Source organism: Massilia sp. R2A-15 (genome assembly GCF_030704305.1).
Taxonomy (GTDB): domain Bacteria; phylum Pseudomonadota; class Gammaproteobacteria; order Burkholderiales; family Burkholderiaceae_D; genus JAFCUW01.
The window spans coordinates 613194-638295 of record NZ_CP131935.1 but is presented as its reverse complement, the minus strand read 5'-3'; the positions used below and the strand labels follow the sequence as shown (position 1 = coordinate 638295).

At 61.4% G+C, this 25102-nt stretch carries 22 protein-coding genes; 13 read left to right on the top strand and 9 right to left on the bottom strand.

Features of this window, described 5'->3' with window-relative positions; translation table 11 throughout:
• Positions 1-15 precede the first annotated feature (15 nt).
• The 7 genes from Q4S45_RS02880 to Q4S45_RS02850 all read left to right on the top strand — a co-directional run bounded on the left by Q4S45_RS02880 (position 16) and on the right by Q4S45_RS02850 (position 6810).
• The gene (locus Q4S45_RS02880; protein ID WP_305508968.1) at positions 16-402 is read left to right on the top strand and encodes a DUF350 domain-containing protein; all 387 of its coding nucleotides are present in this window, start codon (positions 16-18) and stop codon (positions 400-402) included.
• Positions 403-429: 27 nt separating this feature from the next.
• Entirely contained in the window at positions 430-1467 is a 1038-nt protein-coding gene (locus tag Q4S45_RS02875; RefSeq protein WP_305508967.1) for an SPFH domain-containing protein, read from the top strand.
• 10 nt (positions 1468-1477) lie between these two features.
• Positions 1478-2941: a DUF4178 domain-containing protein gene (locus tag Q4S45_RS02870; protein WP_305508966.1), complete on the top strand. Its 1464-nt coding sequence runs from the start codon at positions 1478-1480 to the stop codon at positions 2939-2941.
• 201 nt (positions 2942-3142) lie between these two features.
• Positions 3143-3319, top strand: a complete 177-nt coding sequence (locus tag Q4S45_RS02865; RefSeq protein WP_305508964.1) for a hypothetical protein — start codon at positions 3143-3145, stop codon at positions 3317-3319.
• A complete protein-coding gene (gene speD / locus Q4S45_RS02860) occupies positions 3316-3693 on the top strand; it encodes an adenosylmethionine decarboxylase (protein ID WP_305508962.1) in 378 nt (125 codons plus the stop codon). The genes Q4S45_RS02865 and speD overlap by 4 nt, the downstream gene beginning before the upstream one ends.
• A 165-nt stretch (positions 3694-3858) precedes the next feature.
• Positions 3859-5094, top strand: a complete 1236-nt coding sequence (locus tag Q4S45_RS02855) for a CaiB/BaiF CoA-transferase family protein (RefSeq protein WP_305508955.1) — start codon at positions 3859-3861, stop codon at positions 5092-5094.
• Between the two features lie 165 nt (positions 5095-5259).
• Entirely contained in the window at positions 5260-6810 is a 1551-nt protein-coding gene (locus Q4S45_RS02850; protein ID WP_305508953.1) for a bifunctional GNAT family N-acetyltransferase/class I SAM-dependent methyltransferase, read from the top strand.
• Positions 6811-6974: 164 nt separating this feature from the next.
• Here Q4S45_RS02850 and Q4S45_RS02845 read toward each other — a convergent pair whose 3' ends face one another.
• From Q4S45_RS02845 to Q4S45_RS02825, 5 genes are all read right to left on the bottom strand, one after another.
• Positions 6975-8381 carry a cyclodeaminase/cyclohydrolase family protein gene (locus Q4S45_RS02845; protein ID WP_305508951.1) on the bottom strand — a complete coding sequence of 469 codons (1407 nt, stop codon included), beginning with the start codon at positions 8379-8381 and terminating at the stop codon, positions 6975-6977.
• A 245-nt stretch (positions 8382-8626) separates the two neighbouring features.
• Positions 8627-9580 carry a hypothetical protein gene (locus tag Q4S45_RS02840; RefSeq protein WP_305508949.1) on the bottom strand — a complete coding sequence of 318 codons (954 nt, stop codon included), beginning with the start codon at positions 9578-9580 and terminating at the stop codon, positions 8627-8629.
• A 695-nt stretch (positions 9581-10275) separates the two neighbouring features.
• Positions 10276-10602, bottom strand: coding sequence for a hypothetical protein (locus tag Q4S45_RS02835; protein WP_305508947.1), 327 nt, complete (start codon positions 10600-10602; stop codon positions 10276-10278).
• 62 nt (positions 10603-10664) lie between these two features.
• Positions 10665-11423: a thioredoxin family protein gene (locus tag Q4S45_RS02830; protein WP_305508945.1), complete on the bottom strand. Its 759-nt coding sequence runs from the start codon at positions 11421-11423 to the stop codon at positions 10665-10667.
• Positions 11424-11494: 71 nt separating this feature from the next.
• Entirely contained in the window at positions 11495-12700 is a 1206-nt protein-coding gene (locus Q4S45_RS02825) for an MFS transporter (protein ID WP_305508943.1), read from the bottom strand.
• Between the two features lie 99 nt (positions 12701-12799).
• Here Q4S45_RS02825 and Q4S45_RS02820 point away from each other — a divergent pair, with 99 nt between their 5' ends.
• Positions 12800-13684 (top strand): LysR substrate-binding domain-containing protein, encoded by an 885-nt coding sequence (locus Q4S45_RS02820; protein ID WP_305508941.1) that lies wholly within the window; start codon positions 12800-12802, stop codon positions 13682-13684.
• Positions 13685-13778: 94 nt separating this feature from the next.
• Here Q4S45_RS02820 and Q4S45_RS02815 read toward each other — a convergent pair whose 3' ends face one another.
• The 4 genes from Q4S45_RS02815 to Q4S45_RS02800 are packed head-to-tail and all read right to left on the bottom strand — an operon-like array spanning position 13779 to position 16259.
• Positions 13779-14651 (bottom strand): hypothetical protein, encoded by an 873-nt coding sequence (locus Q4S45_RS02815; protein ID WP_305512028.1) that lies wholly within the window; start codon positions 14649-14651, stop codon positions 13779-13781.
• Between the two features lie 17 nt (positions 14652-14668).
• Positions 14669-15448 (bottom strand): hypothetical protein, encoded by a 780-nt coding sequence (locus Q4S45_RS02810; protein WP_308633166.1) that lies wholly within the window; start codon positions 15446-15448, stop codon positions 14669-14671.
• Positions 15445-15939, bottom strand: a complete 495-nt coding sequence (locus Q4S45_RS02805) for a hypothetical protein (RefSeq protein WP_305508937.1) — start codon at positions 15937-15939, stop codon at positions 15445-15447. The genes Q4S45_RS02810 and Q4S45_RS02805 overlap by 4 nt, the downstream gene beginning before the upstream one ends.
• Positions 15940-15968: 29 nt before the next feature.
• On the bottom strand, positions 15969-16259 hold the full coding sequence (locus Q4S45_RS02800; RefSeq protein ID WP_305508935.1) for a DnaJ domain-containing protein: 291 nt from the start codon (positions 16257-16259) through the stop codon (positions 15969-15971).
• A gap of 124 nt (positions 16260-16383) precedes the next feature.
• Here Q4S45_RS02800 and Q4S45_RS02795 point away from each other — a divergent pair, with 124 nt between their 5' ends.
• The 5 genes from Q4S45_RS02795 (at position 16384) to Q4S45_RS02775 (ending at position 25099) form a co-directional block, all read left to right on the top strand.
• The gene (locus Q4S45_RS02795; RefSeq protein WP_305508933.1) at positions 16384-18135 is read left to right on the top strand and encodes a glutamine--tRNA ligase/YqeY domain fusion protein; all 1752 of its coding nucleotides are present in this window, start codon (positions 16384-16386) and stop codon (positions 18133-18135) included.
• A gap of 184 nt (positions 18136-18319) precedes the next feature.
• Complete coding sequence (locus tag Q4S45_RS02790; RefSeq protein WP_305508931.1) at positions 18320-20182, top strand: CHASE domain-containing protein; 1863 nt, start codon at positions 18320-18322, stop codon at positions 20180-20182.
• A gap of 291 nt (positions 20183-20473) precedes the next feature.
• Positions 20474-21169: a glycine-rich domain-containing protein-like gene (locus Q4S45_RS02785; protein WP_305508929.1), complete on the top strand. Its 696-nt coding sequence runs from the start codon at positions 20474-20476 to the stop codon at positions 21167-21169.
• Between the two features lie 265 nt (positions 21170-21434).
• A complete protein-coding gene (locus tag Q4S45_RS02780; RefSeq protein WP_305508927.1) occupies positions 21435-22082 on the top strand; it encodes a glycine-rich domain-containing protein-like in 648 nt (215 codons plus the stop codon).
• Positions 22083-22249: 167 nt separating this feature from the next.
• Positions 22250-25099, top strand: a complete 2850-nt coding sequence (locus Q4S45_RS02775; protein WP_305508925.1) for a TonB-dependent receptor domain-containing protein — start codon at positions 22250-22252, stop codon at positions 25097-25099.
• Positions 25100-25102 lie beyond the last annotated feature (3 nt).

Sequence of the window (25102 nt, the reverse complement as noted above, 5' to 3'; positions counted from 1 at the left end):
ATTAGGGGAAACCTAATGCCCGCCATCCTAGCCTATCTGCTGCACCTTTTGACGGCAGTTGCCATGGTTTTGGTGTTTTTTGTGATTTACACGCGCGCGACGCCCTTCGACGAAGTGCTGCTGGTCCGCCAGGGCAACCAGGCCGCCGCGTTTTCGCTGGGCGGCGCGCTGATCGGCTTCTCCGTCACGGTATCGTCCGCGCTGCTGCACACCGCCGACTACTACCAGTTTCTTGGCTGGTCCGCCGGCGCGATGATCGTGCAGATTCTCGTGTACACCGTCGCGACCAGCCTGCTGCGCATGTCGAAGGACCAGATAGAAGCAAACAACAAGGCGTTCGGCGGCCTGCTCGGCGCCATCTCGCTGTCGATCGGCTTAGTCAACGCCGGCTGCATTTCCTGATCAATCGCTGTTCACCGGAGACCCATCATGTCACTTGGCTCATTCATCAAGAAGCAGTTTATCGACGTCCTGCAGTGGAACGAGGAGACCGAGGGCGTGCTCGCCTGGCGCTACCCAATGCAGGACTTCGAGATCCAGAACGGCGCGATCCTCAACGTGCGCGAGTCGCAGGTCGCCGTGTTCGTCAATGAGGGCACCATCGCCGACGTGTTCGGGCCGGGCACCCACAAGCTGACCACGCAAACGCTGCCGGTGCTGACCAACCTGAAAAACTGGGACAAGCTGTTCGCATCGCCGTTCAAGTCCGACGTGTACTTCTTCAGCACGCGCGTGCAGACCGGCCGCAAGTGGGGCACGCCGCAGCCGATCACGATTCGCGACAAGGACTTCGACATGATCCGCGTGCGCGCCTTCGGCATGTTCTCCTACCGCGTGGCCGACGCGCGCAAGTTCTTCACCGAGATCAGCGGCACCCGCGAGGTGTACACCCGCGACGAGGTTGAAGACCAGCTGCGCGGCATCCTGATGGCGACGATGGCCAGTTCGCTGGGCGGCGCCAACGTCGCCTTCCTCGACATGGCGGCCAACCAGGCGCTGATGGCGCAGCAGATCAAAGGCGACCTGGCCACCGCGTTCGCGCGCTACGGCGTGGGCCTCGACGAATTCAACGTCGCCTCGGTCAGCCTGCCGGAGGAACTGCAGGCGGCGCTGGACGAACGGATCGGCGCCGGCATGAAGGGCGGCATGTCCGCAGACAAAATGGGCGGCTTCACCAAGTTCCAGGTCGCCAGCGCCATTCCGCTGGCCGCGCAGAACGAAGGCGGCCTCGCCGGCATGGGCGCGGGGCTGGGCGCCGGCGTCGCGGTCGGACAGGCGATGGCGCAGGGCCTGAGCGGCGCGTTCGCGCAGCCGGCAACCGCCGCGCCGGCAGCTCCCGCCGCACCGGCGCAGGAATCGATCGAAGACCGCCTGGGCAAACTCAAGGGACTGCTCGACAAAGGTCTGATCTCCGCGGCCGACTACGACAGCAACAAGGCCGAACTGCTGAAAAAGCTGATCGGCTAAGCGGCTGTCCATGCAGATCGTCTCGTGTCCTAGCTGCGGCGCCGAAGTCCAGTTCAAGTCGCACGCCTCCGTAGTGGCAGTGTGCGAGTACTGCCGCGCCACGGTGATGAAGGACGCCGACGCAGTCAAGGACCTCGGCAAGATGTCCTCGGTGCTGGAGGACTTCACGCGTATCCAGATCGGCACCGCGGGCGTGCTTGGCGGGCGCAACTTCACCGTGGTGGGGCGCATCCAGCTAAAGTACTCGGCCGGCATGTGGAACGAATGGTTCCTCATGTTCGACGACGCCGGCACCGGCTGGCTGGGCGACTCGTCCGGGCTGTACACGGCCACCACCGAGATGGAGGCCACCGGCTCCCTGCCCGCATTCGACGCGATAGCACCGGGCCAGCTGTACACCATCAACGGCCAGCGCTTTACCGCATCCGAAAAGCGCGTGGCCCAATGCATCGGCGGCCAGGGTGAGCTGCCGTTTCGCGTCGGCGAAGGCTGGCAGGCACGCGTGGCCGACTTCCGCGCCGGCGGCGCCTTCGTCACGCTCGACTACTCCGACGGCGACGTGCCCGCGCTGTACAACGGCGTGTCGGTGACGCTGGAAGACATGAATTGCCAGCTGCTGCGCGACGACGAGCAGATCAAGGCCAGCGCCGGCAAGTACCGCGGCAAGCTCGATGCGCTGGAGTGCCCGTCGTGCGGCACCGGCATCAAATACCTGCCCGGCGTGACCACCGCCCTGGTCTGCCCGAGCTGCCAGGCGCAGCTCGACGCGGCCGGCCCCAAGGCGCAGATCCTCGCCAAGGGCGAAAGCGTCGAAAGAGTACGCACGACGATCCCGCTCGGCTCGACCGCGATGATCTTCAACGTCCAGTACCAGGTGATCGGGGCGATGGTGCGCACCGACGACGAAGGCACCGCGTGGACGGAGTACCTGCTGTACAACACGCGCGCCAATTTCTTCTGGCTGGTGGAGACGAGCGAAGGCTGGTCGCGGTCCAACGTGATGACCACCTGGCCGCAATGGCTGTCCACGTCATCGGACCGGGTCGAACTCGAAAACGCCACCTACAACAAGCTGTACGACTATCCCGCGACGGTGCAGTGGGCCGCCGGCGCATTCAACTGGCGCGTGGCGGCGGGAGACGTGGTGCACGTATTCGAATTCGAGAACGGCCCGACGCGGCTGGCGGCGGAACTGACGAAGGAAGAACTGACCTGGTCGCGTTCGACCAAGGTATCGTTCGACCAGCTGAACGCGTGGTTCGGCAATGCGATGCGCGCCGACCCGCTGCACAAGATGCCAAACGAGGCGCTGCCGTCGACGAACGTTGCGACCAAATTCCTGTGGTGGATTCTCGGCCTGAACGCGATCCCGCTGATCTTCAATTTTTCCGGCACCTTCTTCTACGTGGTTATAGCGATACTGGCGATCTACCTGCCGGCCAAGCTGTTCGCGCCTGAGAAAGGCAAGAAATGATCACGGTCCGGCATGCAAAGCCGGGGTCTGGTCCTGCGGACCTGACCCCATCTTGGTCGACGCCAGTGAATCCAAGGTTGTCGTTCCTGCGCATGCAGGAACCCATGCTGACTCGGCATAGGGTCCTGCCTCCGCAGGACGGACCAGCTTCATGCCTGCGCCAGCGAATCAGTGCACTCCACATCCGATGAGTAAAAACCCGTGAACAACAAGTTCCTCCTGTACGCGGTAATCGTCACCGCCCTCACCACCGGCACCAGCTGGGTGAAAATGCTGCGCGCGGCGGCCAACACTGGTGGCGGCAGCAACTGGAGCTCGCACTCCGGCGGCTACTACGGCGGCAGCGGCTACAGCGGCGGTGGCGGCGGCCACAAGTGAACGCTCCCAAGCACCGCCCTGCCGGCGTCCATCTGCTGGCCGACTTCCACGGCGTCGCTGGCGCCCTGCTCGTCTCGCCCGAATCGATCGACACCCTGCTGCGCAACGCCGCGCTGGCGGCCGGCGCCACCATCCTGCACAGCCATTTCCACAGCTTCGGTCCGCAGCAAGGCGTGACCGGCGTGCTGCTGCTGGCCGAATCGCACATCTCGATCCACACCTGGCCCGAATTCGGCTTTGCGGCCGCCGACATCTTCATGTGCGGCCGCGCCGCGCCCAGCCTGGCGCTGGAGGTGATCGAACGCGCGCTGCAGCCGGGCCAGCGCGAGATCAAAACCATCCAGCGCGGCGTGCCCGCCTTCCAGGACGAATGATCGCCCGTCACCAAGATGCCCGAAACCGCATAGACCGTCGTACCCGCGAAGGCGGGTACCTATACCGAGCATGCCGGCGAGGTAAAGCTCGCTCAGTATGGGTACCTGCTGCCGGGCGCACCGATATAATCACAGGCTCGTAAAGTCACTGAACAAGGAAGCACCATGACCCCAGAATTACCGAAGGCCCTTGGCCACATCCGCGTACTCGATTTATCGCGCGTGCTGGCGGGACCGTGGTGCTCGCAGAACCTCGCTGACCTGGGCGCCGACGTCATCAAGATCGAGCGTCCTGGCACCGGTGACGACACCCGCGCGTGGGGGCCGCCGTACGCCAAGGACGCCGAAGGCCGCGACACCACCGAAGCGGCCTACTACCTCGCCGCCAATCGCGGCAAGCGCTCGGTCACGTGCGACATCGCCACGCCCGAAGGCCAGGCGCTGGTGCGCGAACTCGCGGCGCACGCCGACGTGGTGCTGGAGAACTTCAAGGTCGGCCACCTGAAGCGCTACGGCCTCGATTACGAATCGCTGAAGGCGATCAAGCCGGACCTGGTCTACTGCTCGGTGACCGGCTTCGGCCAGGACGGACCGTACGCGCACCGCGCGGGCTACGACTTCCTGATCCAGGGCATGGGCGGCTTCATGTCGATCACCGGCGAGCGCGACGACCTGCCCGGTGGCGGGCCGCAAAAGGCCGGTGTCGCGATCGTCGACCTGATGACCGGGATGTATTCCACCGTGGCGGTGCTGGCCGCGCTGACACACCGCGACCGCACCGGCGAAGGCCAGCACATCGACATGGCGCTGCTCGACGTGCAGGTGGCGATGCTCGCCAACATGGCCAGCAACTTCCACAACACCGGCAAGGCGCCGAAACGCTGGGGCAACGCGCACGCCAACATCGTGCCGTACCAGACCTTCGCCACCTCGGACGGCCACATCATCGTCGCCACCGGTAACGACGGCCAGTACGTCAAGTTCGTCGAAGCCGGTGGCTGCGCCGAACTGGCGACCGATCCGCGCTTCGTCACCAATCCGCTGCGCGTGCAGAACCGCGCGGTGCTGGTGCCTCTGCTTGAGGAGATGGTCAAGCGCCGCACGCGCGACGAATGGATCGACAGGCTGGAGGCGGTCGGCGTGCCGTGCGGGCCGATCAACGACATCGGCGAAGTGTTCGAGAACCCGCAGGTGCAGGCGCGCGGCATCGCGGTGGATATGCCGCACCCGACCGCCGGCAAGGTGACGCTGGTGCGCAGCCCGATGAAGTTGTCGGCCACGCCGGCCGGCGCCGCGACCGCGCCGCCGCTGCTGGGGCAGCACACCGACGAGGTGCTGCGGGAAGTGCTTGGCCGCAGCGATGATGAGATTTCAGCAATGCGCCAGCGACGCGTCGTGTAAGTCGACGAGGCGCAGGTACGAAACGCGTGCGCCCGGAATGTGCTGAACAGATGTATGGGTGCGGGCCTCGCATGCACGCATGAGTACAGTCTAAACACCGGCCCGAAAACAAACTCGCAAAACTTCTGCGATACTGCCGTTTGAATTGAGCCAGAGGAAACGTCGATGCAGGTTGAAAAGATCATATGGGTCCGAGCAGGTGAAATCACTGAGAAGATTCTCGGTGACTGCGCTGCGTTGTTTTGTGCGTACTATGGAAAATGGGGGCCTGAAGCATCGAAGGACAAGGCTGGCAAACCGGTAATGCAACAGGCCAGCAAACTCAAGAGTCAATACTTGGCCGCACCGGACTCGTGGTCCGCTCTCGCGTACTTGGACGATGTGTTGATCGGATACGCATTCTTTCAACGCCTGCTAATCGAGAAAAAAGGCTACGTCACGTGGGTAACACAGTTCGTCGTTCATAAAGAGCACCAGAATCGTGGCTTAGGAACTCGAATACTACGGTCGATTTGGAGTCAATCTCAGCAATACGCGTGGGGATTAGTGACAGCAAATCCTGCGGCGGTTCGCGCATTGGAGAAAGCGACATTACGACGATGCAACCTAGCGCACATCAATGCCGACTGGCAACTCCTTCGCGCTGCGGCCGCCCCAAATCTTGGATATATCCGGACGGCTTCCGTCGAACTGCGAGATGGAACGAGTTCATTGAACACACACTTCGCGCTTGACCATTCCGATTCGGATGCGTCTTTGAAGACCTTGTCCGAAAAGGCATACAAATGGCAATTGGGTGATCTCCGCGCGACCGAAGAATGGGCTGCATTCACCTTTGATCACCAGCCATATTCCGATGACGCAGTCTCACTTGTGGAAGAATGGGTTGCAGACTGTGATCGCACTGTTGCAGATGCGTACGAAAGTATGACGCTGGACACCTCACACAAATGGCAAGCGTATACTCCCTCCGAAATTGACTTTCTCATCCGGTCGATTCAACCCAGAGAGGACGCCAAAATCCTAGATCTCGGTTGTGGCGCGGGCAGACATTCCATCGAATTAGCTAGACGCGGATACATTTGCTATGGCGTGGATGCTTCGACCAAGCTGATCCTGAATGCGAAAGCAAATGTTTCTTCCGAAGACCTCTCAGACAAAGCTGGGTTCGTTGCCGCCGACGCCAGAGAATGGCGGTCCGCAGTCAGATTCGACCACGCGATTTGCCTCTATGACGTTATCGGGTCATTCGCTGCGGATGCAGAGAATGCAAAGCTACTTGCTACCGCGTTTTTCCACCTCAAGCCTGGTGGGAAATTTCTTGCTTCTGTTATGAATGGCGAACTAACTGATTATTTGGCTACTAACCGAGCCAATCGCAGCGACTTAGCGAACAAATTGCTGGACCTACCACCATCCAACATCATGCAAACGACCGGTGCTATTTTCGACCCTTCGTTTTTCGTTTGGCATGAAGAAGTTGGTGTCGCTTACCGACGCGAGCAGTTTGAAAGTGAGAAAGTGGCTCCGTGTGAGCTCGTCGTTCGTGACCGCCGATACTCAGCAGAGAGTGTTCGCAGGCTTTTTGCGCAGATCGGATTCGAGATTCTCGATGTTCAGTATGCGAAATTGGGTGCGTGGGGCCAGAAAGCCAGTTTTAACGACAAGGGAGCCAAAGAAATCTTGATCCTATGTCAAAAGCCGCTGCACCCTTAGCGTGACGCCGCTGAACTAGCAGGTTGCCAAGGGGCCGAGCATACGGGGTCAAGTTTGCCATTCGGCCACAGCCTCGACACTCCCTGGCGTTCTGAGCTGATCGTACTGTTGAACTTGTGTCGGAATGGCAGACTTGACCCCGTATTTCCGTGTTTTTCAAGGCATCAATGTTGATCAAACCAAATCAGCCCTAGCTCTTCAAGCCGAATAGCCATCGTCGTGGGGGATACTTTGAATTGGTGGGCAAGAGAGACCACTTGTCTCCCGTTGTATCGAACTGCAGTAGCGAGCGTGAATGCGAGCTCTCGACGATTCTTCACCTTTCGCCGGCTGGCTTCCGCGCCAGATCCCCATAGTGCGAACGTCGTGGCTTCAGAAAGTGCAAATCGATCGGTTTTGAATGTCTTTAGGAATCGATCTGTAACCAGCCGCGACGGCATCAAATAACTCGAAGCAAATCTGTCCGCCTCTCGCTCTATTAGATTGCGCGACACCACCGTCCCGTTAAGTGGCCTATCGCGATGCGCTTCCTTCAATTGCGGATGTAGAAGGATGTGCCCTAATTCATGCGCAGAGGTGAAAAGTCGAACATCTGACTTCATTTGTCTAGAGACACTGACCTTTCCTTTTACTGCTTCCAGTAAACCTGCAACCTCTAGTGTCCCTGCAGTAGAAGGAAATGTACCCAAGCTCTCCTCCAGAGAAAATCCATAACCTAAGAGTCGGAGTGCCACCTCCGGATTGAGGAGTTCAACAGGGTCGGTAGGCACCTGGTCTGTCGGCCAAAGTTCATTACGTTTTCTCCAAACGAGCGCGCGTAGTTCCCCTGCGCGTTCATCAATATCTACATCACTGTATGTTGCTTTTGCCCCCGACAACAAGCCGGTAATAGCAACCGCGAGTTCGTCTTCTTCCACAACATCGACGTCCTCAGAACGCAGCGCGTCAACCCGTTCGAGCGTCCCCGTGTACTTTTCCATCGCTAGCGCATGGAGTTGATCACATTCATGTCTTCGCTGGCGCGCCCAGTAATTTCGCTTGAAAGGCGCCAAGTTCAAATTGATCACGAATACCGCTGACAGCACCCCGGCGACCGCAGCACTCAGCGCGACCCCAGTATCACCCCGCGCCGCTTGGAAGCCAACGTCAAAGACTCGCGCCGATATTTCAATCAATTCAAGGCATGCTTCAGCAATCTTGAACGGGATTGCTATCGCAAGCTTCTGTTCATTCAGCGAGACTGCCTGTAGCCTTGCACCCTCCTTCGGATCGACTGCTTCATCGCGTGCCACTCGCGCTTGGTAGACAGCATCAAACGCCTCGGCATCGCGCTGCAGCAATTCACGAAGTGTGGGGATCAACACAGTTTGGATCTTCGCGCAGCTAGCATCAACCTCATCATGGTACTGCTTGTACTTTGACCTTTTGACGGTCAATTGTCCGACCGTGTACACCAAATTCGCGGCCAATAATCCGATAAGGGCTGCTGCACTGCCCGAACCAGGGGCGTGTCCGCCACCTCCGAATTCTTCTAACAGGTCACTTGCAGAAAGCTGGAGATAGTCTTTCATTATTGATCACTCTATTTTTGGAGCCAGTGCCACGCAACACAACGAAATTGTTCAGAAGCGCCTAAGCAGGCTAACCTCGGCGGGATGTTCAAGGCGAAGCGGTTAGGTAACTTGTCGTCACGAAAGTGTATTTTCGGAGCGAGACTAATAAGTAGAAACTGCAGTGTCCCTCGAACACACGTAGTCGCAGCGTATACGTCCTGCCGAATTAACCACGTCGTGTCTGCATCCATCGCCAACGCGCGTCACTCATCTGCCTCACGGGGTATTTCGTGTGAATGCATCAAGTTTTGGAGATCGCGAAACCAACTTTCTCGATGAACCATGCGTGCGTGGTGGGCGTTAGTATGAAGAATGTTCGCTTTGGTCATTGCTGAAACGGCTTCCCAATTGTCCTTCAGCACGTATGTCGCATTGTTCACCTCTGTACTTTCCAACAAGTATAAGTTGGCCTTCTCCCAGCCGTGCACTACGTACTTCGAAAAACCGTTGCGTCCTGTGGCTGTGAAATTTGGTCGATGCGCCGCGATTTCATTGAATCTCGAACGAAGAACTATCTGATTTGAAGCTGTCGCCTGGTTAATGACGCGTTCCATCGCCTCGACGATCTTCTCGCGGGGCCAAGCTCCTCGCGGCAATATCTCCCAGTTTAGTTGCCGCCGAACAACTGGCGCCGCCTCCCCAATTGGCTTCACGGAAAGATAACACTCTCCGAAAATCTCCACGAACATATGAATTGCGTTGGTTAGATCGAGTTGTGCTTCCATATCCGCGAGCTTGATGGGGCCCGCAGCAATAATGAAATCGCCGCTTTTGTTTTTTTCGATCCGAAGCTCAAGGCTGTAGGGTGGAGTCTGAGTACGCGGGTATCTGTAGTACGGTCGCTCTTTGATCCCCGTTTTCTCCACCGTATCAACGCCATGACGTTCTTTCCAAGTCCACTGTATTTGCTGATAGCGAACTTCCTTCGGTCTGTCTCGGTGTATGATTTCAAAGCCATTCGCATTTCGACGAGAAGCACGTCCGAATTTTCCTGAAGGCAATAGATATTCCCCGGCCTGAAGTGGGATTGTGTATCCTAATTCTCCCAGTTTTTCCAAATGCCGGTTCGAATCCGGAAGGATGATGTAAATTTGATCCCCGACCTTAAAATCTTGTAAATGCCCGGTCAGTTTGCGAATCCTGGTTTTTATCAACATTACACTCTCCTTGGTTCGTCGCACAACGCTCGCAATCCGAGCCCGTTCGGGCTGCATGGCTAAGGGAATATTACGCCCAATCAATGGTAAACTGGAGTTATTCACATCTTATTAAATCACTTGGTGCCAACTTTGGCACTTTTCAGATGCCACTACCTAAATTTGAAAACGCTGACCACTTAGACGCGGTACAACTGCGAACGCTTTTGGCAGATCGGGCCAGGCTAGAGCGTCGGCGCCTGGGACTCACCCAGAGCGATTTCGCCAAGACCTGCGCGATCCCACTGCGCACATATAAGCGATTTGAATTGGGGCAGTGTGATTCGGTTTTGGTGCTACTTAGAATCGTGCAAGGTTTCCGGCGAAGTGTCGGGTTAGAGATGCTCTTTCCTGCACCGACAGTTGTCTTGACACGAGGTTTGGATGCTGCGTTACAGAGTATTCGCAACAAGCTAGAAGCTGGGGTGATCAAAGGCGATGCAGGGCAATGAAAAAGCGACCTTCACAAATATAGATGCCAAGCGGCCGAGCGCGGTGATGTGGGAGGGGACGGAATTACCGGGCTGATGGCGCGTCGGTTGAGTTCTCAGTGTTTTGAAGTGGTGTTCACACGCAAAATTCTATAACACCGTGCCGCCGCTCAGTCCAGATGGCCGAGACAGCGGCACCCCCTATTATTCCTTATGGCATCGATGTTAGTGCAGCTTGTGCTTCAGCGCCGACAGTTCGGCATGCACTTTGGTGACAGCCGATTCCACCTGCGGCGAAATGTGCGAATCGCTGCGGCTCAGGCGGCGTGCTTCGTCGCCCATGTCTTCAAGGTCGTCGACGCATTTGATGATGCGTGACTCGTCGTTCGATTTGATGACGTCGCCTGCCGTCTTGGCGTCGCGTGCCATCTTGGAGATGCAGGCCTTCAGGTCCTGTGGCGTATCGGCGGAGGCATTGCAGGCTTGCTCGGCCTGGCCGATGGTTTGCTGGATGTGGCTGAACGTCTGCTGGATTTCGTTTGCTTGCAACATGATGCTACTCCCCATCAAGGTTTGGATTGGTTAGACCCGCCCTTCGATGTTAAGTTGCATTTTCATTCAGCCGGCCTGTCACACACCGGCAGCGAAAATGCCTGCAGCACTTCGCCCTGGGCGGCCTGGACGAATGCCGTGACGGCCAGGTCGGCCACCGGCGCCCCGCCCGGCAGCGGCAACGCGCGCTTCACTTGCACGCGGCCGTCGCGCCCGATCGGCATCGGCGCCAACCACTGGCGCACCACATAATCGTGGTGCAAAGTGCGGCCGCCGTTTTCGCCGGCAGTGACCCTGCTCGCCACTTTATTATGGACCAAGGCCACGTGCAGCAGCGCGCCGTTGGGACCGTTCGCCGTCACCTCGACAGGCAGCCCGGCCGTTGTGGCGCGGCCGAGCGTGATGGCGATCGCGGCCTGCGCGGGCCTGGCGTTGATGCGCTTCACCTCATCGCGCAGGCCGCCGCTCCAGTTGCGCAGCTCGCGACCGCCGACAAAGAATTCGGGCGTGTAGATGGTGCGGGTGTGGGCCAGGTCCGATAACGCGCGCTGGCGTTCGGTGAAGACTGCGCTGGAGAATGGGTCTTTCCAGCCGATGGCGTTCCAGTAGTCGACGTGCAGGGATAGCGGGACGGCCTGCGCGGCAGTCACGCCAGCGCCGCGCAAATCGCTGATGTAGCGGTCGGCCGGCGGACAGCTGCTGCAGCCTTCGGAGGTGTAGAGCTCGACCAGCGCGACGGTGTGCGCGGGACTGCGGGCGGTGCAGGTTTGGGCGTTTGCCGCACACGCAGTCAAGGCCAGGCAGAACAGGATGAATTTCATGGCGCCTCCGAAAATGGGGTCAGGTCGCGTGGGACCTGACCCCGGCTTTGTCGGGGCCGCAGGGAAGATCCTTACACTGCTGCCAGCGTCGGCGCCGGCAATGGCGCCAAGCCGCGCAGCTTCACGCCGATTACAAAGCCAACGCACAGGGTACCGCCAAGCAGCGCGACCACGCCGGGCCAGCCGGCGGCGCTCCACACCGTGCCGCAGAACGATCCCAGGACGCTCGATCCCATATAGTAGAAGAACAGGTAGATCGCCGACGCCAGCGCCTTCGGTTCCTGCGCGCGCCGGCCAACCCAGCTGCTTGCCACCGAGTGCGAGGCGAAGAAGCCGAAGGTGAACAGGCCCATGCCAAGCACGATGACGACCAGCGAGCTGGCGAGCGTCAGCAGCAGGCCGCCCAGCATCACGGCCATCACCAGCCACAGCACATTGCGGCGGCCCAGCCGGTCGGCCAGGCGCCCTGCCCACACGGAGCTGAAAATGCCGAGCAGGTAGAGCGCCGACAGCAGGCCGACCGCGCTCTGCGACAGCCCATACGCTGGCCCCAGCAGGCGGTAGCCGATGTAGTTGTACAGGCTGACCATGCAGCCCATCAGCAGGAAGGCCAGCGCGAATAGCCATGGAAGGCCGGGATCGGACAGGTGCTGGCGCACGCCGGCCACCAAGGCCGCGACGCCGACCTGGCCCTGTTTGAAGTTCTGCGACGCCGGCAGGCTGCGGCGGAATTCCCAGGCCGCGTACAGGCCGGCCGCGCCCATCGCCGCGAGCGCCACGCGCCACGAATAGAAGTCGCTCAGCACTGACGTGACGACTCGCCCGAGCATGCCGCCGAACGCGCTGCCGCCGATGTAGAGGCCCATCGACAGGCCCAGCGACGCCGGTTCGATTTCTTCGCCGAGGTAGGCCATTGCAATGGCCGGCATGCCTCCGAGCGAGACGCCGAGCAAGGCGCGCAGCACCAGCAGTTGGGCGTAGTCCTGCGCGAAGGCCGATGCGACGGTGAAGATGGCGCCGCCCATCATCGCTGCCACCATCATCGGTTTGCGGCCGATGCGGTCGGAGATCACGCTGGAAAACAGCAGCGACAGCGCCAGCGCAAAGGTCGACACCGACAGCGCCAGGCTGCTCTGCGCCGGCGTCAGCGTGAACTGGTGCGCCAGTTGCGGCATCAGCGGCTGCACGCAGTACAGCAGCGCGAAGGTGGAGAAGCCGCCGAACACCATGGCGCGGTTGATGCGCTTGAAGGCGGGGCTGCCGGCTTGGATGGACATGATTACTTTCGAGGAGGGATAGCTCCATCTTAGGATTGCGGATTAATACTGTCCAATATATATTTAAAGCGTTTCTAATACTTTAAAACGATTAATATCATGGAGTTAAGACATCTGCGCTACTTCATCGCCGTCGCCGAGGAGCTGCATTTCACGCGCGCGGCCGAGCGGCTACACATCGGCCAGCCGCCGCTGAGCCATGCGATCCAGGTGCTGGAGGCCGACGTCGGCGCGCGCCTGCTCGAGCGCACCAAGCGCTCGGTGCGGCTGACCGAGGCGGGCAAGCTGTTCCTGGCCGACGCGCGCAAGATCCTGACGCTGGCCGAGCAGGCGGCCGAGACGGCGCGGCGGGCCGAGCGCGGCGAAGCGGGCGAGCTGCGCATCGGCTTCACCTATTCCACGCCGCTGACGCCGCTGTTTGCCGATGTGATCAATCGCTACCGGCAGGAGTTCCCGCATGTGACCTTGACCTTGCACGAGATGGCGACCTTGCGGCAGTTGGAGGCGATCGGGCAGCGCACGCTGGACCTGGGCTTCATCCGGCCGCCGGAGGTGGCGGTGCCGGCGTCCATCAAGCTCACCAGCCTGCGCGAAGATCCGCTGGTGGCGGTGCTGCCTGCCGCGCATCCGCTGGCGGCGAAAAAGCAGATTGCGATCCGCGAGCTTGAGCACGAGGCGTTCGTGATGTATCCGCCGGGCGCCGGTACAGGGATTTATCCGCAGATTTTCAGGCTGTGCCGCGAGGCCGGGTTCGTGCCGCGGGTTGGGCAGACGGCGGGCGAGGCGTCCACGATCATCGGGCTGGTGGCGGCGGGCAGTGGTGTGACGCTACTTCCGGCGTCGTTCGATAGGATCAAGATGGATGGGGTGTGTTATCGGCCGATTGTCGATAAGGGGGCGACGACCATGCTGTTCCTGGCGCAGCGGGGCGGGGAGCATGCGCCGCTGGTGGATGCGTTTGTGGCGCTGGTGACGAATCTATGAAGATGGGGACAGGTCCGCAGGACCAGTCCCCGATGCTGCACGCGTCGCCGACAAAGGCGGGGTCAGGTCCTGCGCGACCTGACCCCATTTTGCTCTAATCGTAATCCGCGTCGAGCTCGGAGCCGGCGTAGTTCTCCAGCTCCGCAAACAGCGTCTTCATCGCCGCCCTCGTCCGAATCTTCTGGATCACCGTGCAGTGCTCGCGGTACGACGCGATCCGCTCGGCCATCACGGCCTGGTGCTGCGCCGGGATCTTGGCCATCAGCTCGGCCCACCCCGCGTCGTAGTCCGGCTTGTTCTTGCGCACCGATCCCACCAGCCGCTCGAACTCCTTCTGCCCGGTGCGCGCGACAATCCGCCCGCCGCCTTCGATCGCGAAGATGATCGCCAGCGCAATCACGCCTTCCGCATTCAGGTCCGGATCGTTGATCGGACCTTTGTAGTGATGCCGCCGCAGCCAGCCGGCCGCGCGCACGATCGCCTGCACCGCCTTGCGCTGCTTGAGCTGCAGTGCGTAGCGCTCGGGCCCCGACCAGTTCTGGCTCGGATCCGCGCTGCAGATATCGACGAACAGTTCCTTCAGGCGCCGCTGCATGTACACCGGGTCCTGGTCGTACTCGCCAACCAGCGCATCCTCGGGCAGCGCCGACAGTTCCTTGATCATGCGAAAACCCACCTGGAAGGCCGCCTCGGCGCCCTCCCCGATCAGGTATTCGAGCGCCGTCTCGTCGTCAGTCTCTTCGATCGCATGGTCGATCCCGAGCGACACGCCGCCGACGGTCAGGAAGAACGCGCGCTGGATGCCTTCGGCGGTGCGGTCGTTGGTAAACTTCTCGGCGACCATCGCGGTGATGCCGGCCAGTTCGTCGGCCAGCATCACGGCTTCGTCGCCGGCCGGCCGCGCGGACAGCGCGCGGATCGCCCGCACCAGCCGCGGCAGCTTTTCTTCGACAATCGCAATCTGCATCGTGCTCGCTTCGGCCATCACGAGAAGATGTCCGTGCCGATGCTCTTGCGCGCGCCGGCCTTGCGCACGATGCTGCGCGTCGACGGCACTTGCTTGCGCAAGCGGTACAGCAGTTCCTTGGTCGAACGCTGCAGGAATTTCGGCTCCTCGTCCGGATCGTCCGAGAACTCGGCGTCGGCCAGGTCGGCGCTGTGGCGGAAGTCGGGGAACAGCTCGAACAGCGCGCGGTCCCAGCCGTCTTCGCTGGCCTTGGCCAGTTCGATCGCCAGCGGCACGATGTCGCTGTCGCCCGAGGTCAGGCCGGTGATGTAGCTGCCCTTCGAGATGATCTCGCCGGCCACTTCCAGGATTTCCTTCGGCGCCATCGAGAACAGAATCGCGAACACGGTCGCGCCGTGGTCGCTGGCGGAGGCCTGCTCGAGCAGTTCGCGGCGGCGCTCTTCGTCGTCGGTCGAGAACACCACGCCGTGCACGTGCGAGAACAGGGTCTCGGCCACGCGCTCCGGGTCATCCTCGATCTGGTCGTCGGACCAGGTGGCGGCGATGAAGGCCAGGCTGTCGGCCCAGGCCTTGGGCGGCACCAGCAGCGTCGCCAGCGAGGTCTTGCCGCCGTCGAAGCCGGACAGGTGCAGCGCGGTCACCTGCGGCGCCAGCGTGCCCAGTACCTCGACCACGGCCAGGTCGCCATGCGCCTCGACCGCTTCGGAAAACGCCTGCTCGGCGTGGCTCAGCGAGCCGGCCAGCACCAGCTCGCTGACCTGCTTCGACAATGCGGGCAGATTGGAACTCATGATCAATCCTCCTGGTCGAACATCTGTGCGAAGTCGTCGGTGACGTCGTCCTCGTCATGCACGTCGTCGCCGTCGTCGTTGCGGGTGATCTGCTCGAGCGACTGGTCGTCGTCGTCCCACTTGCGCGGGTGCTTGAACAGGAACGCCGTGATGATGGCCTGGCGCGCCAGTTCGGGATGGTTCTCGGTCATGGCCGCGTACATCTTGCCGGCCTCGCCGTCGCAGGACGCCATCGCGAACACTTGGGCGGGGTCGCCGCCTTCGTATTCGGTCGCCTCGCGCAGCAGGCCTTTTGGATCGGAAAACTTGATGTGGTCAACCAGCGCGAAGCTCATCATGTTGACGTCTTCGATGCCGCCGCCGCTGGCGTACTCGCCGGCCAGCGCGTCCTGCATCATCTTGTAGTTCTTGCGGTCGGGCGGGTCGCCCAGGATGCCGTCGATCTGGCCCTCGAGTTCACGGGACTGGTAGGCAAATTCGGGATGTACTTTTCTCATGGGGATTCTTTTCGTTACTATTGTGTGACTCAGGCGGGCAGCGACACGCCGTTCAGGCTGAACAGCGAGCGCCACAGTTCGAACGCTTCGGCCTCGGCGTCGAGGATGATGCGATGATTCACGCTCTGGTCGTATTCCGCGCGCTTGGCGGGATCGGACAGGATTTCGTAAGCCTTGGTCACGCTCTTGAAGCGCACCTCGGCCGCCGGGGCGTCGTTGCGGTCCGGGTGGTAGCGCATCGCCAGCGACCGGTAGACCTTTTTGATCTCCTCGTCGGTAGCGTTCGGCGCCACGCCGAGGACGGCATATAAATTTTCCACGTGGGATCCTTGGCAACAGCCAAAACCATTAAAGCGAGATTATCCTATAGAACGCGCCTGCCCGCCCAAGTTCCCCCTTCCATACGGTAAAATGCCGCAACCCCATCATTTTTAAGCCTTTTTAATGAGCAACGATAAAAATAATGCGGCGCCCAATGCGCCCTCCTCGAATTTCCTGCGCGCCATCGTCGAATCGGACTTGGCGGCAGGCACGCACGTGCGCGAAGGCTTGCCGCCGGTAATCACCCGCTTCCCGCCGGAGCCGAACGGCTACCTGCACATCGGCCACGCCAAGTCGATCTGTGTCAATTTCGGCATCGCGCGCGACTACAGCGGCCTGTGCCACCTCCGCTTCGACGACACAAATCCCGCGAAAGAAGAGCAGGAATACGTGGACACCATCATCGACACCGTCAAATGGCTGGGCTTCAACTGGGAGCAGGACGGCAAGAGCCACCTGTACTACGCGTCGGATTACTTCGAGCAGCTGTACCTGATGGCCGAGTACCTGATCACCTCGGGCCACGCCTACGTGGACAGCCAGAGCGCCGAGGACATGGCGAAGAACCGCGGCAACTTCAGCACGCCGGGCACCAACTCGCCGTTCCGCAACCGCCCCGCCGCCGAATCGCTGGCGATCTTCCGCGGCATGAAGGCGGGCAAGTACAAGGATGGCGAACACATCCTGCGCGCCAAGATAAGCGAAGACGGCATGGCCTCGCCCAACATGAACATGCGCGACCCGGCGATCTACCGCATCCGCCACGCGCACCATCACCGGACCGGCGACGCCTGGTGCATCTACCCGATGTACGACTACACGCACCCGATTTCGGACGCGCTGGAAAACATCACGCATTCGCTGTGCACGCTCGAGTTCCAGGATCACCGGCCGTTCTACGACTGGCTGCTGGCCACGCTGACCGAAGGCGGCTTCTTCAAGGCGCCTCTGCCGCGCCAGTACGAATTCTCGCGCCTGAACCTGACCTACCTGGTGATGAGCAAGCGCAAGCTGCGCCAGCTGGTCGATGACGGCATCGTGTCCGGCTGGGACGATCCGCGCATGCCGACCCTGGTGGGCCTGCGCCGCCGCGGCTACACGCCGGAATCGATCCAGCTGTTCTGCGAGCGCATCGGCGTGTCGAAAGCCGACGGCTGGATCGACATGAGCACGCTGGAAGGCGCGCTGCGCGACGACCTCGACCCGAAAGCGCCGCGCGCGACCGCCGTGCTGCGTCCGCTGAAACTGATCATCGACAACTTCCCGGAAGACAAGTCCGAGGAATGCACGTCGCCCGTGCACCCGCACTTCCCCGAGCGCGGCCTGCGCACCTTTCCGATCACCAAGCACCTGTGGATCGAGCGGGAAGACTTCATGGAAGTGCCGAGCAAGGGCTACTTCCGCTTCTACCCGCCGATCGGCGACGCGCCGGGCAGCCGGGTGCGCCTGCGCCACGGCTACGTGGTCGAGTGCACCGGTTACGACAAGGATGAGAACGGCGTTGTCACGGCCGTGCACGTGAAGTATTTCGAGGACAGCAAGTCGGGCACCGAAGGCTCGAACGCGTACAAGGTCAAGGGCAACATCCACTGGGTCAGCGCCGCCACCGCGCTGGAAGCGGAAGTGCGTCTGTACGACCGCCTGTTCTCGGACCCGAATCCGGACGCCGGCGGCAAGGACTTCATCGCCGCGCTCAACCCGAACGCGCTGGAAGTGGTCACCGCCTACCTGGAGCCGGGCATGAGCGCGGCCGAGCCGGACCAGCGCTTCCAGTTCGAGCGCCACGGCTATTTCGTGGCCGACCGCGTCGACAGCAAGCCGGGCAAGCCGGTGTTCAACCGGGTCACGACCTTGAAGGACAGCTGGGTCAAGTAAGCAGGCAGCTCCTAACGAAAAATCCCGCTCCGGCAGCCGCCGCGGCGGGATTTTTTACGAGGTAAACAACCAGTGCATTCTGCTAGGTTCGTTTGTTCGCGACTTTGCGTAACTTAGACCTATATCAAATCCCCCTAATTCCAGATCCGCGATTGCTCGACTGGATCGTCGAAAGTAGCGAGCGATGCACTCTCTGACCGGCCACAGCAAGGCGTTCGTTTCGGGAAAATCGGCATTCTCGATCGGCGCCCTGCTGTCTTGCGGCGTTGGACTGCTGTGCTACGTGACCACGACGCAAACCATAGAATCCGATGCACAACTGCGCTTCAATACCATGGCGCGCAGCGTACAGACCGCAATTGATGGCCGCATCAAGAGCTATACCGATGTGCTGCGCGGCAGCGCCAGCCTGTTTCAGACTTCCCCCAATCTGACGCGCGAGCAATTTCACCGGTACGTCGAAGGACTGTCGCTTGCCAAGGAATTTCCCGGCATCGAAGCGATCAATTTCGCCCGCCATGTCGACGAAGCCGAACTGCCGGCCTTCGAGGCAAGCATGCGCAAGGAGATCGCCGCCATGTCCAGCGGCTATCCCCCGTTCCGCATCGCGCCGCCAGGGCGCCGCGCCAGCTACAACGTGGTCACCTATATCGAGCCGATCGCCGGTTGGGCCAACAGGTTCGGCTTCGACATCACCGGCCATGGCGAATTGCCAGCATTTAAGAAAATGCGCGAAACAGGAGAGATGTCGGCGTCCGCCGTACCGGTACCGTTTTTGTCCGGGGTCAACAGAACCGGCCTGTCGCTGCGCATGCCGATCTACCGCATGGGCGCGAATCCCACCACGGTAGAGCAAAGGCGCGCCGCCTTTGTCGGCAGTGTCGGACTTGGCTTTCGCGTGCAGACGCTGGTCGCCGGCGTGCTCGATCAATTGCCGGTGCGCGGCGTGCGCCTGACCTTGAGCGACTTCGGCCTGCGACAGGAGCAAGCGCAACGGCCCGTCCACCCGCTGGTGCTGTTCGATTCCATGGCCAGCGCGGAACAACCGGCGCCGCCGCTGGCAACGCCGGACCGCGACACGTTCGTCGTCAGCTTGCCGCTCGGGTATAACGCGCGCGTGTGGGAAGCCCATTTCAGTATCCGCAAGTCCGACCTCTATACCGGCTTCGACGCCTACGTTCCCTGGCTGGCGATGCTGGCCGGATCCGTCAGTACGCTGTTGCTGTATGTGTTGTTCCAGATGCTCAGCTCATCGCGCCGAAAGGCTGTCGCGCTGGCCCAGAACATGACCAAGGAGCTGCGCGCCAGCGAGGCGAAACTGCAACGCTCGAACGAGACCCTGCGCCGGCTCGGCGCGCACGCGGAGCACATCAAGGAGGAAGAACGCAGACGCATCGCACGCGAAATTCACGACGACCTGGGCCAGAATCTGCTGGCGCTGCGCATCGAGGCCGACATGCTATCCTCGCGCACCGGCGATCGGCATCCGCGCCTGCATGCGCGCGTGCGCGCGACCGTGAACCAGATCGATGCGACGATCAAGAGCGTTCGGCAAATCATTAACGACCTGCGTCCGAACGTACTCGATCTGGGGCTGAGCGCAGCGGTGGACTGGCAAATTGCCGAGTTCCGGCGGCGTACCGGCATCGAATGCGAATTCACTGAAACTCATCAGGATATCGAAGTCAGCGACCACAGTGCGACTGCGCTGTTCCGCATCTTGCAGGAGTCGTTGAGCAATATTGTGCGTCACGCCCAGGCGACGCGGGTGCAGGTCGTCCTGCGCATGGAGCACGACTCGATCTTAATGTCGGTCCACGACGATGGTGTCGGGCTCCATCCCAAGGGGCGCCACAAACCAGGCTCATTCGGGCTGGTCGGCATCGAAGAACGAGTCAATATCCTGGGCGGCACGTTCGACTTCCACAGCGAGCCCAACGCCGGCACGACGATCCGGGTGGCCGTTCCGATGCACACCGCGATCCCGGAGCGCCCCGTTGTCAGCGGTCAGATCGACGTGTTCGGCGACCACACCGCCATGGTCTGATTGGCCGCCGCATTTTCCTACACGACTGATGCCGTCACCGCTAAGCGCGTGTCGGCGGATCCGACTGTGGCTCGGAATCCACTTCTTGCATTTATTGATCGAACGCAAGTTCGTGTGTCCTCGCGTAAGCAAGAATAGCCTCAATGCCTGAGCTCAATACGGCAGACGGAAAACCTCCCGCAACGTCACCCTGATGGCCCTTTAACGGATTCGTACAGATGAGCGAAAAACCCCGAACTCGACCCCCATAAAAACCAAAGGTTACAACACTCCAAATACTTAGGATACGCCATGAACTCGACCGCACAATTCAATGTCATTGCAGCACTGGATCTGGCTTCGATCAAAACCAAGCTGATGAACCCGGAATCCGGCGAAGGCTGGAGCCGGGACCGGGTCGACGCTGCGGAATTCGAATACCGCCGCTTCCTGTACCTCGCCAAGCTGTATCCGCACGAATCGGCGGCACCGCTGTGCGACGTTGATATTTTCTGGCATCACCACATCCTCGACACGATGAAGTACGCCGCCGACTGCGAGCAGGTGTTCGGTTACTTCCTGCACCACCTGCCGGACAACGGCCAGCGCGGCGAAGTGGACGCCGCGCTTCACGACCGCTGCAGCGGGCGCATGCACGATTTGTATGCGGCGACCTTTGGCGTGGAATGCGGCCGTCAGCACAACGATGGGCCGGCGATTGCGGCGAATGCGGCCTGGTGCCAGCTCGGGATCAAGAAGAAACCGCAGGCTGCCGCGGCAATCGGGATGCAAATGGCATGGTGCCAGTTGGGAATAGAGAAGAAATCGCAGGGCGCGGCGGCAACCGGGGCCCAAGTAGCTTGGTGCCAACTCGGATCTCCTGTGAAAGCGGATGGTGTGAATGCGCAAACCGCCTGGTGCCAGTTGCTGACCCCGGTCACGGCGCGCATGGCGGCACAGAACCATCGCCTCTATTCGCCAGTCCCGGAAGTGGCCGCAGCAGCATAGCAACGCCCTACCAGGTCGCCTCCAACCCGTGTGCCGGGTTGGAGGCGACCGATCTTCGCGCCTTTGATCTCCCCGCATCGCAGCGTCCGCCCCTTCCCTGTCCGCAATCGCACGTGAATATTCACGGCCGCGTTTGATCTGGATCAAGTTGTTGTTCCATTAATAGTTCGATATTTGATTTCCATCATGACCAAGGCGTCGGCGGTCCGACAGCGTGCGGCCGTCCTGACTACCCAATCTCGTCACTTAAGAAAGCGAATCGAACATGAAAACACCCGCACTCTGCGCGCCCATCGCGGCGCTCGACCTGGATCCAATTAAGGTCAAAATCATGCACGCGCAATCCGGCGAAGGTTGGTCGCTGGCTTACACCGAAGCGGTAGAAGTGGAGTACCGCCGTTTCCTGCACCTGATGAAATTATTTCCCCATGAACAGGCAGCGCCGCTCTTCGATGTCGATGTGTTCTGGCACTACCACATCCTCGATACGATGAAATACGCGGCCGACTGCCAAGCGGTATTCGGCTATTTCCTGCACCATTTCCCCTACGTCGGGCTGCGTGGCGAGGACGACCTCGAAGCGCACGAGCGGGCGGGCGGGCGCATGGACGAACTGTATGAGCGGACTTACGGCGAACCCCAGGCCATGACCTGCCCGGACGCAAGCAGAATCGCGTTCTCGCTCGCCACCGCCCCGTCCGCGCCCACGCTGGCGGGCGAGGTGGCGTTCTCGCTCGCGGCTGCCCCGGCGGCACCCACAATGGCGGGAAAGGTTGCGTTCTCGTTGGCGGCGGTCACAGCTGCCCCCGCAGACGATGCCGAATTCGCCGATTTCGGCCAGCTCGACACGGTGGCCGCAGCAAGGTTCTTTTCCACGCGCCCGCGCCTGGTCCGGAGCACTCCCGCTACCTAGCAAATGTGTGAATTGACGATATTGCGGCGCGCGATAATCTTATCGTAATGAAATCGGCGCGGGGCCAAAGCGTGTTCGGCTGTCAGCCGCCATCCTGATCAAGCAACAGGGGCATAATAGCGATGGTCCGAGAAACAATATCGTCAAAGCCGAACTGGCAGATCTCCTTGCAACTGGCAGCCGGCATCGCAGTGATCGCCGCGCCGCCGCTGCGGGCGCAGGAGAAAATGGAAGTGGTGCAGGTAACGGGAACGAGGATCACCGCACCCGGCACTACCTCCAACAGCCCCATCTCGTCGATCGGCGCGGAGGAAATCAAGGCTGCTCAACCGATCGCCGTCGAGGAATTTTTCAAGAGCCTTCCGGCGGCAGTGCCGGCGATCGGGCCCGGCACCAACAACGGCACCGGCGGCGCCGCGACGATCGATCTGCGCGGCCTCGGCCCGAACCGCACGCTGGTGCTGGTCAACGGCCGCCGGCTGGTGCCGTTCAATCTGAGCGGCGCAGTCGACACCAATGCGATTCCGCTTGCATTGATCAGCCGGGTCGACCTGATCACCGGCGGCGCATCGGCAGTGTATGGCGCCGATGCGGTGTCGGGTGTGGTGAACTTTAACCTGAAGCGCAGCTTCACTGGCATCGAGCTGGCCACCTCGTATGGCGCCACCGCCGACCAGCGCGACGCGAGGCGCCGCCGCGCCGACCTGACGATTGGCGCCAACCTGCCCGATCACCGCGGCAACGTGGTGCTGAATGTGGGAAAGACCATCGCCGATCCGCTGACCCAGGGCGCGCGCAGCTACGGCATCACCAGCCTGAACTCACTGACGGGCGGACCGACCGGGTCGCCCACCACGGTGCCCTCGGCGTTTTCGACCAGCAAGGGCGCCGGCGGCACCGATGCCCTGCCCGGCACCTGGCAGATCGACCCCGCCAGCGGCGCACTGGTGCAACCGGTCCAGCTCTACAACGGCAATCCGCCCAACTATTATGTGACCGGCTTCGATCGGAAGCAGGCCACTTCGCTGGGCAATTTCAAGTTCAACGAGCACGCCGAAGCGTACGCCGAACTGTTCCACACCGACAGCAAAGTCGGCGCTACCATCGCCGAGGCAGGCACCTTCAGCAGCACGTTCAACGTCCCGATCGGAAATCCGTTCATTCCGGCGGCGGCGCGCCAGCAGTTGTGCGCACGCCGCGGCATACCTGCCGCCAGCTGCGTGGAAGGCAATCCGACCATCGTCCCGCTGATGATCAACCGGCGTTTCGTCGAACTGGGACCGCGCGCCTTCGACTTCGACACCAGGACGCAGCAATACACTGTTGGCCTGAAGGGCGAGATCGCGGCCGACTGGACCTACGATCTTTACTGGAGCCGTGGCAACGCCGACCAGGACGGGATGCGCCGCAACTGGGGCTCCCAGTCGAGGGTGGTTCAGGCGCTGAACGCGCTCACGACGACAACCTGCGTCAACCCGGCCAACGGCTGCGTGCCGCTCAACGTGTTCGGCGCCGCCGGGTCGATCACGCCGGCCCAGCTCGGCTTCATCAACCTGAGCACCCACATGCTGCAATCGCTGCGGCAGGACGTCGGCGCGCTGTCGGTCTCGGGCGACCTGGGCCAACGCATGGCCAGTCCTCTCGCCGCGCAACCGGTCACGATGGCGCTCTCGCTCGAGCAGCGCAAAGTGCGCGCGTACACGCAATCGGACGCCGCCTTGCAAACGGGCGATGTGCTCGGCAACGCGGCGATGGCGCCGGATCGCGCGGGCGCGTTCGAACTGAGGGAGTACGCGCTCGAAACGCTGGTGCCGCTGGTGAGCGACAAGCCGTTCATCAAGGCGTTGAACCTGGAGCTCGGATATCGGCAAACCCGTTTTTCCACCGACGCCAGGTCGCTCGACTACGGCAGCTGGAAATACGGCGGCGAATGGGCCCCGGTTCGGTCGCTGCGCTTGCGCGGCATGGTCCAGAAGGCGACGCGCTCGCCGAATATCAACGAACTGTTCGCGCCGGTGGTGCCAGGCCTGTCGAACCTGGCGGTCGATCCATGCCAGGGCAACCGGATCAACCAGGCCGAATCGAATGTGGCGGGCACCCTGTCGAACCTGTGCCGCCTGACAGGCGTACCGCAAGGCGAAATCGGCGTCCTGCCGGCGCCGACGACGGGACAGATCAGCATCCAGAGCGGCGGCGACCCCGCGCTGGGACCCGAGGAAGCGAAGACCAGGACCATCGGCTTCGTGTGGGAGCCGCTGCCTAAATTCGCGCTGACGGCCGACTACTACAAGATCGACATCGACAAGGCGATCTCGAGTCCGAGCACCACCGACATCATTGACGGCTGCTACAGCACCGCGTTCAACCCGGGCCTGACGCCGAACGCCGCGTGCGCCCTGCTGGGTCGCAACACGATCACCGGCACGTTCAACGGCGTCGAGGCGAAGGGCGTGCAGACTGCGCTGTCGAACCTCGGCAGGCAGAACATCAGCGGCGTCGATGTGAATGTCGCCTACCGGTTGAGCGCGGGCGCTTTCGGCATCGATGCCAGATACGGCAGCATCGACATCAGCGGCGGCTTCAATCAGATACAGCGCTTCCGCTTCCGCCCCACGCCCGCCGCGATCGAACACGATTGCCTCGGCTATTACAGCGTGGCTTGCGGCGGACCGACCTACAGGCGCAAGTTCAATCAGCGCACCACCTGGACGGTCGGCGCCTTCTCGCTCGGCTACAACTGGCGCTATGTCAGCGCCGTGAGCGAGGAACCTGGCGGCACCGACTTCCTGCCGGCATTTGCCAAGATCGCCCCGTACCACTACGTCGATGTCAGCGCCGGGTGGAACGTGACGAAGATGATTCGCCTGAACATCAGCGTGAACAACATCGCCAACAAGCAGCCGCCCATCGTCGGCGGCACGATCGGCACCACCACCACCAACAGCGGCAATACCTTCCCCCAGTATTACGATGCGGTCGGGCGTTACGTGACGTTCGGTGCCGCGCTGAAGTTCTGAACC